The organism is Chromohalobacter sp. HP20-39, from assembly GCF_033052815.1.
In the GTDB taxonomy this organism is placed as follows: domain Bacteria; phylum Pseudomonadota; class Gammaproteobacteria; order Pseudomonadales; family Halomonadaceae; genus Chromohalobacter.
Genome location: NZ_JAWHTP010000319.1, coordinates 1 through 347, shown reverse-complemented (window position 1 = coordinate 347; position 347 = coordinate 1). Strand labels below are relative to the sequence as shown.

Below are 347 nucleotides of genomic sequence, written 5' to 3'. Positions count from 1 at the left end.
AACCTCGACGGGCCCGCTGCAACTCAACAAGATCACGTCGTTCAAGAGCAAGCAGGACGTCACCGACGTGCGCGTGAAGCGCCTGGATGGCATAACCGACCACGTTCGCTTCTTTGACGGCTGGTCCGGCTCGTTCGACATCGAGCGCCAAGACGCGGCCGTCGATCGATTCTTTGCCGGATTGGAGCAAGGCTACTACAGCGGCATCAATGAGCAGCCCGCCCAGATCTACGAAACGATTCAGGAAGCCAACGGTGCCGTGTCGCAGTTCCGCTATGACGGCGTGCTGATGACGCTGGCTGATGCTGGTAATCGCGCTGGCGATGCCACCGTCAAGCAATCCATCA

At 59.4% G+C, this 347-nt stretch carries 1 protein-coding gene; it reads left to right on the top strand.

What is annotated here, in order from left to right; all coding sequences use genetic code 11:
* The coding region (locus RVY79_RS18175; RefSeq protein ID WP_317465933.1) for a hypothetical protein at positions 1–347 on the top strand (347 nt) is incomplete at both ends.